General features: G+C 73.9%; 10 protein-coding genes and 1 pseudogene. 5 read left to right on the top strand and 6 right to left on the bottom strand.

The window, feature by feature from the left end; translation table 11 throughout:
- Positions 1 to 181: 181 nt before the first annotated feature.
- Positions 182 to 826 carry a CGNR zinc finger domain-containing protein gene (locus tag UWG_RS0112115; protein ID WP_016907479.1) on the top strand — a complete coding sequence of 215 codons (645 nt, stop codon included), beginning with the start codon at positions 182 to 184 and terminating at the stop codon, positions 824 to 826.
- On the opposite strand, the gene sodX is transcribed toward UWG_RS0112115, so the two are convergent.
- The gene (gene sodX / locus UWG_RS32115) at positions 715 to 1,173 is read right to left on the bottom strand and encodes a nickel-type superoxide dismutase maturation protease (RefSeq protein ID WP_078495639.1); all 459 of its coding nucleotides are present in this window, start codon (positions 1,171 to 1,173) and stop codon (positions 715 to 717) included. The two genes, UWG_RS0112115 and sodX, sit on opposite strands and share 112 nt — an antisense overlap.
- 161 nt (positions 1,174 to 1,334) lie before the next feature.
- Between sodX and sodN the strand changes: the two genes are divergently transcribed.
- Positions 1,335 to 1,730, top strand: a complete 396-nt coding sequence (gene sodN / locus UWG_RS0112125) for a superoxide dismutase, Ni (protein WP_016907481.1) — start codon at positions 1,335 to 1,337, stop codon at positions 1,728 to 1,730.
- A 247-nt stretch (positions 1,731 to 1,977) separates the two neighbouring features.
- Here the strand turns inward: sodN and UWG_RS0112130 are convergent, their stop codons facing one another.
- The 3 genes from UWG_RS0112130 to UWG_RS0112140 all read right to left on the bottom strand — a co-directional run bounded on the left by UWG_RS0112130 (position 1,978) and on the right by UWG_RS0112140 (position 5,584).
- The gene (locus UWG_RS0112130) at positions 1,978 to 3,138 is read right to left on the bottom strand and encodes a methyltransferase (RefSeq protein WP_016907482.1); all 1,161 of its coding nucleotides are present in this window, start codon (positions 3,136 to 3,138) and stop codon (positions 1,978 to 1,980) included.
- Between the two features lie 40 nt (positions 3,139 to 3,178).
- On the bottom strand, positions 3,179 to 3,994 hold the full coding sequence (locus tag UWG_RS0112135) for an EamA family transporter (protein WP_016907483.1): 816 nt from the start codon (positions 3,992 to 3,994) through the stop codon (positions 3,179 to 3,181).
- 429 nt (positions 3,995 to 4,423) lie between these two features.
- On the bottom strand, positions 4,424 to 5,584 hold the full coding sequence (locus tag UWG_RS0112140) for a CapA family protein (protein ID WP_016907484.1): 1,161 nt from the start codon (positions 5,582 to 5,584) through the stop codon (positions 4,424 to 4,426).
- Between the two features lie 290 nt (positions 5,585 to 5,874).
- Here UWG_RS0112140 and UWG_RS29885 point away from each other — a divergent pair, with 290 nt between their 5' ends.
- Positions 5,875 to 6,762: a LysR family transcriptional regulator gene (locus tag UWG_RS29885; protein ID WP_016907485.1), complete on the top strand. Its 888-nt coding sequence runs from the start codon at positions 5,875 to 5,877 to the stop codon at positions 6,760 to 6,762.
- 99 nt (positions 6,763 to 6,861) lie between these two features.
- Positions 6,862 to 7,095, top strand: coding sequence for a hypothetical protein (locus UWG_RS0112150; protein ID WP_016907486.1), 234 nt, complete (start codon positions 6,862 to 6,864; stop codon positions 7,093 to 7,095).
- 56 nt (positions 7,096 to 7,151) lie between these two features.
- Here the strand turns inward: UWG_RS0112150 and UWG_RS0112155 are convergent, their stop codons facing one another.
- A complete protein-coding gene (locus UWG_RS0112155) occupies positions 7,152 to 7,682 on the bottom strand; it encodes an NUDIX hydrolase (RefSeq protein WP_016907487.1) in 531 nt (176 codons plus the stop codon).
- Positions 7,683 to 7,767: 85 nt separating this feature from the next.
- Complete coding sequence (locus UWG_RS0112160; protein ID WP_016907488.1) at positions 7,768 to 9,129, bottom strand: NsdA family TPR-like regulatory protein; 1,362 nt, start codon at positions 9,127 to 9,129, stop codon at positions 7,768 to 7,770.
- Between the two features lie 217 nt (positions 9,130 to 9,346).
- Here UWG_RS0112160 and UWG_RS0112165 point away from each other — a divergent pair.
- Positions 9,347 to 9,635: pseudogene (locus tag UWG_RS0112165) on the top strand (hypothetical protein); the annotation flags it as partial.

Below are 9,635 nucleotides of genomic sequence, written 5' to 3' on the forward strand. Positions count from 1 at the left end.
AGTCGCCCGTTCCGGAAGGCCCTGACATTCTTGCTCCTCCCCCGTGCCGCCCGGGGTCACCCGAGAGGAGCGCATCCGCGAAACGTAATAGCCTCTGTCCAAGGTCAGCTCTTACGGTCGACCACCGGGCCAGCCGCATCGGCCCCGCCCCGAACCGCACCGCGCACCGTAAGGAAGAGCAGTGGAACTCAGCCAATACGCGCAGGTGGCCGTCCGGCTGGTCAACACCGAACAGCCCGCGCTCGACGAAGACTCCCTCACCTCGCTCGACGCCGTGCGCGAACTCGCCGGATTCCAGAGCCACATCGTCCGCCGGGTCACCGAGTCCGACCTCGCCCGTCTGCGCGCCGTCCGCGCCAGGCTCCGGGCCGTCTTCGCCGCCGCGTCCGAGGGTGACGACGTGCGCGCCGTCGACCTGCTCAACGCGCTCCTCGTCGAGTTCCCCGCGAGCCCCCAGATCTCCGGGCACGAGACCACGGGCCCCGGCGGCCGCCCGCGCTGGCACATGCACCTCGCCGAGCATCCGGCGAGCGCCGCCGCCGGCTACGCGGCGACCGCCTGCATGGGCCTCGCCTTCCTCCTCACCGGCGTCGGCGTCGACCGACTCGGCATCTGCCGGGCGCGGCCCTGCCGCAACGCGTACGTCGACACCTCCACCAACCGCTCGCGGCGCTACTGCTCCGACCGCTGCGCCACCCGCGCCAACGTCGCCGCCTACCGCGCGCGCAAGCGCCGCGAGAGCGAGGAGCGGGAGCGCCCCGACAGCCGCACCAGCGGGCGCACCGCACCGGCGGACCAGCGCAGCGCCGAGGAGACCGACCGCTGAGTCCCCCGGGGCGAGCGCAGCCTCAAGTAGGCCCGCGCCAGCACCAGTTCGTCGGGGACGATCCCGAACTCCCTGCTGTCGTTGCGCACTCGGGGGTTGTCGCCCAGCACCCACCAGCCGCCGTCCCTGCGCTCGGCCGCGCGCTTGACGATGAGGAGATCGTGCTGGAACGGATGGCGCACCACCACGACGTCGCCCGCGTGCACCCGGCTGCCGTAGACGACGAGGAGCTGGTCGCCCGGGAGCAACGTCGGCTCCATCGACGGGTTGTAGACCTCCGCCAGTCCGACGCGGCGCAGCCCGCGCGCGTGCCCGCGCTCCCGGCCGTCCGCCACCTGCTCGGGCATCTCTCCGCCTCCGGTCCCTGCGTCCGGCGCCCGCTCGCCGAGCCGTCCGCTCCAGCCTGACACCGGACTTTTGTCCTAAGCCCGCGGGGGCACACGGGAAAAGACTTCCCGCACGGAGTAATCTCGCACGTGAGAAGACGATCACGAGGAAGGACAGCTTTATGCTCTCCCGCCTGTTCGCCCCCAAGGTGCAGGTCAGCGCACACTGCGACCTCCCCTGCGGTGTCTACGACCCGGCCCAGGCCCGCATCGAGGCCGAGTCGGTCAAGGCCATCCAGGAGAAGTACCAGGCCAGCGACGACCCGCACTACCGCACGCGTGCCACCGTCATCAAGGAGGAGCGCGCCGAGCTCGCCAAGCACCACGTCTCGGTGCTGTGGAGCGACTACTTCAAGCCCCCGCACTTCGAGAAGTACCCGGAGCTGCACCAGCTGGTCAACGACACCCTGAAGGCGCTCAGCGCCGCCAAGGGCTCGACCGACCCGGCCACCGGCCAGAAGGCGCTGGACTACATCGCCCAGATCGACAAGATCTTCTGGGAGACCAAGCGCGGCTGAGCTCCGAGCCGTCCGACCGGCGGCCCCGTCCACCGGTCACTTCCGCACCCGGCCCGCCCGGCAGCCGCACCCCGCGGCGCCACGGCGGGCCGGGTGCGCTCACGAGGGGTCTCGCAGCTCCGCCCCACCTGCATACGCCTCGCACCGGCAGGCGGACGCCGACAGCGTGCCCGCCGCACCGGCACACCGCGCGGCCCTGCGCCGGCGCGGCATCCAACTGCCCGTGCCCCCGCACCGGTTGCCCCCGTCACCCGTGCGCGCCCAACCGCCACAACGACGTCACCTCGGCGTCCCGCGCCGCGTGCAGCGGGTCGCCGGCGTCCGCCGCCTTGTGGTGGCGCGGACGTGCGTCGAGGCGGCCCAGGACACGGAGTCCGGACGACGCGATCCGGTCGAGGAGCTCCGCGCGGGTGCGCAGCCCGAGGTGCTCCGCGAGGTCGGAGAGGACGAGCCAGCCCTCGCCGCCGGGTGCGAGGCGCTCGGCGAGGCCGTCGAGGAAGCCGTGGAGCATGCGGCTGCCGTGGTCGTAGACGGCGCGCTCGACGGGCGCGCTCGGTTTCGCCGGCACCCAGGGCGGGTTGCAGACGACGAGCGGTGCGCGCGTCCGGCCGGGCGGGAAGAGGTCGGCGCGGACGACCTCCACCGCGTCGTCGACGCGCAGCCGCGAGACGTTCTCACGGGCGCAGTCGAGCGCGCGCTCGTCGGTGTCGGTGGCGACGACCCGCGCGACGCCGCGCCGCGCGAGCACGGCGCTGAGCACGCCGGTCCCGGTGCCGATGTCGAAGGCGAGCTCGGGCGCAGGCACCTGCTCGTCCGCGGCGCGGGCCACCAGGTCGACGTACTCGCCGCGCACCGGCGAGAAGACGCCGTACCGCGGATGGACGCGCTCCCCGCCGAGCGCCGGCACGGCGACGCCGCGCAACTGCCACTGGTGGGCGCTGAGCACGGCGTTGAGCTCGCGCAGCGCGACGAGGGAGCGCTCGGCGCCGGCGGGCGCGGGTCCGTACGCCTGCACGCACGCCTCGTGCACCGCGGGTGCGCGGCGCAGCGGGACCGTGTACCCCTCGGGGCCGGCTTCGAGGGGTACGAGGAGCATGCCGAGGAGCCCGGCGCGGCGGGACTGCCACTGGCGCGCGCGGTGGAACGTCTCGCGCCGCTCGGCCCCGGGCTTGGGGGGCTTGCGCTCCACTCGCCGCGCGAGCGCCTGGAGCAACTGCCTCGCCTGGTGGAAGTCGCCGCGCCAGACGAGTCCCGTGCCCTCGCAGACGAGCTTGAACGCGCGGTCGGCGCCGAGCCGGTCGTCGGCCGGGGCGAGGCGGGCGGGGAGGCGGGCACCGCTCTCGGAACGCCAGTGCGCCGAGTGCTCCCGGCCGTCCTCCGTCCAGCGCGCCGGCTGCTGGGTGGTCATCGCTCCAGCGTACGAGAGCGCGACGGGACCCGAGCCGGCGCTACCGCGGCGCCGACGAGGTACGCACGGCGCCCGCGCTCGCCGCCACGACGAGAGCGACAGCGAGGAGTTGGAGCGGCCCGAGGCTCTGCCCGAGGACGAGGAACCCGGCACCCGTCGCGACGACCGGCATCAGACTCATCAGCACCGAGAAGGTCGCCGCCGGCAGCCTCCGCAGCGCGAAGAGCTCCAACGTGTACGGCACGAGCGAGGAGAGGACGGCGACGGCGACCCCGGCGCCGAGGACGACGGGGTCGAGGAGCGCCCCCTGCGCGCTGACGAGCCCCGCGGGCGCGCTGACGAGCGCGGCGACGGCCAGACCGAGCGCCAGCCCGTCCGCCCGCTCGAAGCGTGCGCCGGCGCGCGCGTTGAAGAGGATGTACGCCGTCCACATGGCGCCCGCAGCGAGCGCGAACCCGGCGCCCGCCAGGTTGAGTTCGCCGAACGAGCTGCTGCCGAGGAGGTAGACGCCGCCGAGCGCGAGCAGCGCCCAGACGAGGCTGACGAGACGCCGGGACGCCACGACGGAGAGGACGAGAGGCCCCAGCAGCTCCAGCGTCACCACGGCACCGAGCGGGATGCGCTCGACGGCCTGGTAGAAGAGCGAGTTCATGGTGCCGAGCGCCACGCCGAGCCCGAGCACGGCCGTCCAGTCGCCCCGGTCGTGCCCCCTCAGCCGCGGCCGGCAGACGAGCAGCATCAGCACGGCGGAGAAGACGAGCCGCATCGCCACGACGCCGAGCGCCCCCGCTCGCGGAAAGAGCAGCGCCGCCACGGCCGACCCGAACTGAAGCGACATCGCGCTCCCGATCACCATGCCGAGCGCCCCCGCGCGCCCCTTCCCCCTCGCGGGGCGCGGGGGCACGGGGGACGGTGCGGCGGTCCCGGCCGCCGACTCGGAAGCGCTCATGACCGCACGCTATGCCGGTGTGCCGCGCCGCGTGAAATGCCGTACGGAGAGCGGCTATGCCGCAGGCGCATGACCGTCGGCACGTCCCGCGCGAGGGACCTCCGGCCGTCGCCGGTCGCCCTTCCGCGGGACGGCTACGGCTCGTACTCCTGCCCTGCCACGGCCGCCCGGCCCGCATGGGTACCGTCCACACGGGGGGCACCCGGACCGCCAGGGACGGCGGCAAGTCGGTGCCGCGCCCAGGAGCCCGGGAGGCGCCGGCGCCCCGACGACGCGCAGGGAAGCGGCCTCCTCGGAGAGGCCGGACCGCCCGGGGCGACAGCACCCGTCCTCGTGTCAACTCCCCTGACGCAGCCCGGACTTGTCGGCTCCCCGGCTCAACACGGCGCGCTCGATGGTCGCGTGCGCCTCCCGCCGTTCGCCGCTGCCCCGGTCGCGGCCGAGGTTGACGAGCGTGTGCCGGGGCTCGGTCTCCATCAGGTACGGCACGTACTCCGCCCGGCCGACCCGCCATTCGGCCGCCGCGCCTCCGGCGTCCGGGTCCTCGGGCGGCCGGAACGCGAACCGCGCCGCCGTGCCCATCGTGCCGCGCGGGTCTTCCATCTTGCCGGCGATCTGGTCGCCCATCCCGTAGACCACCCACGTCCCGTTGACCTTCTCGTACGCCTGCGGGACGTGCGCGTGGGTGCCGATGATCAGGTCGATGTCGCGCCGCCCGTGATGACGCGAGGCGGTGAGCTGCTTCGCCAGCGCGCGTTGCTGCGCGTCCGGCTCCTGCTGCCACTCCGTCCCCCAGTGCATGCTCGCGACGACGACGTCGGCGCCCGCCTTCCGCGCCGCCCGTGCGTCGGCGACGATCCGGCGCGGGTCGATGCGGTTGACGGTCCAGGGCTTGCCCTCCGGCAGCGGGATGCCGTTGGTGCCGTAGGTGTAGGCGAGTTGGGCGACCTTGGCACTGCCGGCCCGCAGCGTCGCGGGGCGCCGGCTCTCGGCCTCGGACCGCGCGGAACCGACGTGCCCGAGCTTCACGGCGTCCATCGCCTTCAGGGTCCGTGCGACGCCCTCGCTTCCGGCGTCGAGGCTGTGGTTCGAGGCCGTCGAGCAACTGTCGTACCCGGCGTCCTTGACGGCCTTCGCCAACTGCGGGGGCGTGGTGAAGGACGGATAGCCGGCGAAGGGACCCTCGTCGGGCCCGTAGACCGTCTCCATGTGGCACAGGGCGACGTCGGCGCCGCTCGCCAGCGGCTTCGCCGCGGAGAGCATCCGCCCGAAGTCGTAGGCGGGGGCGCCCCTTTCGCCGGAGGAACCGGCGTCGGCCTTGGCCTGCCGGATGAGCGAGTCGTGCACGAGCAGGTCCCCCGACGCGATGAGCGTGAACCCGCGTGCGGGCTGCGGCTGCCGGCTCGCGGCGCCTGCGGGGTCCTCCGGGTCGCGCGAGGCGCGGTGCCCGGCGCACCCTGCGACGCCGACGACGGCCGCGAGGGCGCCGGCGGCCACGAGTCGACGGCGGGCGGCTGCTCTCTTGGCGTGCGGGGCTTGAGCGGAAGGGTCTCTTTCCACGGGAGCTGCTCCAGTCTCCGGACGGTTGCTCGGGCACCCGGGGCACCCGAAAAGTACGAAAAACTGCTGAGTCCACTCACCGCTACGCAGCCCCGCCTCGCCCCGCGCAATGCCGTCGCCCCCGCCGTACGGAGCACGATCTGCACCCTCGCGAGTGCCGCGGCACGACGGCACGCCCCACCGCACCGCCGTATCCGGCCGGAAGCCGCTGGCTATGCTCCGGACCCATGACCGCCGACCTGCGCCACCTGAGGGCCTTCCTCGCCATCGCCGACGCGGGCACCGTCACCCACGCCGCGGCCCGGCTCGGCGTCGGGCAACCCACCCTCTCCAGGCGGCTCTCGCAGCTCGAGGACCATCTCGGGGTGCAGCTCGTCGACCGCTCGACCCACCACCTCGCGCTCACCTCGGAGGGACGGAGCTTCCTCGACAAGGCGGCCACTGCCGTCGCCGCCGTCGACGACGCGCTCGACCCCGCACGCATCCGGTACTGGCCCGTGCGCCTCGGACACTCCTGGTCGGCGCTGGGCCGCTACACGACGCCGCTGCTCCGCCGCTGGAAGGCCGCACACCCGGAGACACCGCTCGAACTGCTGCGGATCGACGAGCGCATGGCCGGGCTCCTGGGCGGCCGCACCGATGCCGCCCTCGTCCGCGGAGAGATCCCCGACGCGGCCCCCGTCCGGCGCGCCTGGCTGCTCGACGAGACCCGCGTCGCCGCCGTCCCCACCGGGGGCGAACTCGCGCGTGCGGCCGACACGTTGACACTCGACGACCTCGCGGACGAGACCGTCGTGCTCAACTCCGTCTCGGGGCTCACCACCCTCGCGCTCTGGCCGGCCGAGCACCGCCCCGCCACGACGGTGCGCGTCGCCAACACCGACGACTGGCTCGGCGCCATCGCCGCGGGCGGCGCCGTGGGCGTCTCCACCGACGCCACCGCCGAGCTCCACCACCACCCCGGCGTCGTCTACCGCCCGCTCGCGGGCGCCCCGCCCGTTCCCGTCCACCTCGTCTGGCGCACGGGTCCCGGGCACCCCGCCGTCCCCGAACTGGTGAGGCTCGCCCGCGCCGTACTGCCCGAGTGCGCGCGGCAGCCGATGCCCGGGCGGTGAGGGCCGCGCAGGAACCGCTGCCACCGGACGGTCGTTCACAGGGCAGGTGCCCATGCACGGGCCACGCGCCCGAGACCCCGACAACTAGGAGGCAGGACCGTGGCAGGCTTTCTCGACCGCGCCAAGGAGCAGGCGCAGCGCGGTATTTCGCAGGGCAAGGAAAAGGTCGAAGAGGTCCAGGCCCAGCGCGCGGGCAACGAGCTCCTGCGCGCTCTCGGCCAGGCGTACTACGAGCAGCAGCGGAGCAACGGCTCGGCCGAGGCCGTCCAGGGGTCGATGGTCAGGCTGGAGCAGCACATCGCGGAGCACGGGGACGCCTTCCTCAAGAAGTGACCCCGCGCGGTACGGGCGCGGACGCGCTCCGCGCCCGTACCGCGGCCTCCCTCGGGTCAGCCGAAGCGCAGCCGGTGGAGCATGAGCAGCGCCGCCGCCGTGTTGGCCGCCGGCACCTCCCCGCGCGCGACGAGCTCCGGCACCTCCTTGAGCGGCACCCATTCCCGTCTCGACGACTCGAAGTCGTCCTCCGGGTGCCCGACGTACTCGGCACGCTGCGACCAGAAGACGTGGTGCCGCGCGTCCGTCAACCCGTTCGACGGCTCCACCGTCATCAGCGGGTGGAGGCGCCCCGGGGACCAGCCGGTCTCCTCGCGCATCTCGCGCGCGGCGGCGGCCGCGAGCCCCTCCCCGTCCTCGACGACGCCGGCCGCGATCTCCCACCCCCAGCTTTCGGTGATGAAGCGGTGCCGCCAGAGCAGCAGCACCTCGTTCCGCTCGTTGACCGCGGTGGCCATCGCGACCGGGCGCAGGCGAATCACGTAGTGGTCGAGGTGCCGGCCGTCCGGCAGTTCGACGTCGGCGAGGTGCACCCGTAGCCACTGGTTCTCGTACACAGTGCGTTCACCCAGGTTGGTCCACTGCACGTGTGTGCCCCCTTCCTCACGGAGGTTGGGCACATCCCAGCATGTGGCGGCCGCGACCGGACAGAGCCACTCGGTGCGGCCGCGGTCAGAGCGGAACCCTCAGCGCGTCGTCGATCAGTTGCGCCGCCTCGGCCGCCGGCGCACTCCGATGCCGCACGAGCTGCCGTCCGAGCCCGCGCATGCGCCCGCGCAGACGTTGCGACTCGACACCGCGCGCGTGGGCGACCATCTCCTTCGCCGTCTCCGCCGCCTGCTCCTCGTCGCCGCTGGCCAGCTCCACGTCGGCGAGGGTGGCGAGCCTGTTGACCCGCCCCCTGATGTGCGCCGGCGCGTCCGCCGACTCCCGCGCGTACCGACCCGCCGTCGCCACCTCGCCCAGGACCAGCAGCGCCTCGGCCAGCCGCACCTGGACGAACCCCGGCTGTACGTACCCGGTCTCCGCAGGCTCCTCCTCGGGCCGGATGCGTTCCGAGTACGCCTCGGCGGCCCGCATGCAGGCGTAGGCGCCGCCCCGGTCGCCGAGCATGGCGTACGCCTTCGCCTGCATCCCGTACAGATCCGAGGTGAGCGCCGCGCTCGCCCGCGCCTGCGGGGAGCGCAGCACGGCCTCGGCACAGGCGATGGCGTGGCGGCTGTCGCCGAGGAAGAGGGCCTGGTTGACGAGGAGGGAGACGACGTAGCCGCCGAAGAGCCGGTCCCCCGACGCCTTGCCCAGACGCAGCGCCTGATGGAAGTAGCGCTGCGCGAGGCCCTGCGCATCGGTGTCGTACGCGCAGATCCCGCTGATCGCGGCCAACGACCCGGCCGCCCTGAAGAGTTCGCGTCCGACCTCGTCCTCGTACCGGCCGCGCAGCAGCGGGGCGACCTCCGCGTTGAGGAAGCCGACGACACGGGCGCGGGTCGCGACGCCTCCCGCGTTCCGGTAGAGGCGCTCGTAGTGGCCGCGGGCCACCTGGAGCACCGAGACCTCGGCCTCGCCCACGGGGCGCTCGCCGCGGTGCGAGACGTCCGCGTCGGCGGGCGGGTTCTCCCACTCCCAGACCGGCGCGACCGCGGCCGCACCCCGCAGGAGGGAGGGGGCGACTCCCCCGGCGTCCTCGGCGTGGAGGCGGTCCGAGTGCCACAGCAGCGCCGCCCGCTCGACGAAGCCGCCGAGTCCGCTGCCGTCCGCGCTCTGCGGCGGCGGGGCCGCGCCGTCCGGTGGTCCTGCCATGCCGATGTCGGCGAGGGTGAGGGTGCGGCCCAGCCTCCCTCCGAGGATCTCGCAGAGGAACTCCGGCACCCTGCCACGCGGACGCTGCCCCTTGAGCCAGCGCGCCACCGCCGTGTGGTCGTAACGAAGGGTGAGTCCGGCCGCGCTTCCCGACTGGTTTACGCGCGTCGCCAGTCCGGCACGGGACATGCCGGACTGGTCGAGTAACGCGTCCAGTTGACTGTTGGGCTCCATGTCGCCCTCCGGTCGTCCGTCTCGTGTTTCGCAGAGTAACGGACGGGCGTTCACACGGGGTGTGAAAAAGCCACGCGTGCACGGTACTTGCACACCCTCCCGCACCGCCCCCGCGCGCGGTTTGCTGTGGGTAGCCGCACACGAGGGCGTGTGCGGAAGTCCCCAAGGAGGCTACGGAAAGTGAACGACCCTCTCGCGCTCGATCTCACTCAGCGTCATGAAGCCCGCTAGCCCGTACCGTGCGCCGGCGCACGAGACGGCGCAGCCGACGGCGCCCGCCGCGGCGCCGGCGCGGGAGCACCGGCCGCAGAACACCCCGCGGCATCTCCGCCCCAACCCCGAACTCCGCGCACTGCTCCGGGAAAGCGGCTGGACGCAGGCAGCCCTGGCGCACACCGTGGTTCGTCTCGGCGCCGAGGCCGGCGTACGTCTTCGGTACGACCGCACCTCCGTCGCGCACTGGCTGCGCGGCAGCCGGCCCGAGCCGCAGGTGCGGCGGGTCGTCG

Source organism: Streptomyces xiaopingdaonensis (genome assembly GCF_000262345.1).
GTDB lineage: Bacteria > Actinomycetota > Actinomycetes > Streptomycetales > Streptomycetaceae > Streptomyces > Streptomyces xiaopingdaonensis.

What these genes read in the sequence shown, in the direction of transcription:
- UWG_RS0112135 (WP_016907483.1), bottom strand. Translation starts at nt 3,994, where the DNA reads ATGGTGATCGGGAGCGCGATGTCGCTTCAGTTCGGGTCGGCCGTGGCG.
- UWG_RS29885 (WP_016907485.1), top strand. Translation starts at nt 5,875, where the DNA reads ATGACCGCCGACCTGCGCCACCTGAGGGCCTTCCTCGCCATCGCCGAC.
- sodX (WP_078495639.1), bottom strand. Translation starts at nt 1,173, where the DNA reads ATGCCCGAGCAGGTGGCGGACGGCCGGGAGCGCGGGCACGCGCGCGGG.
- UWG_RS0112160 (WP_016907488.1), bottom strand. Translation starts at nt 9,129, where the DNA reads ATGGAGCCCAACAGTCAACTGGACGCGTTACTCGACCAGTCCGGCATG.
- UWG_RS0112130 (WP_016907482.1), bottom strand. Translation starts at nt 3,138, where the DNA reads ATGACCACCCAGCAGCCGGCGCGCTGGACGGAGGACGGCCGGGAGCAC.
- sodN (WP_016907481.1), top strand. Translation starts at nt 1,335, where the DNA reads ATGCTCTCCCGCCTGTTCGCCCCCAAGGTGCAGGTCAGCGCACACTGC.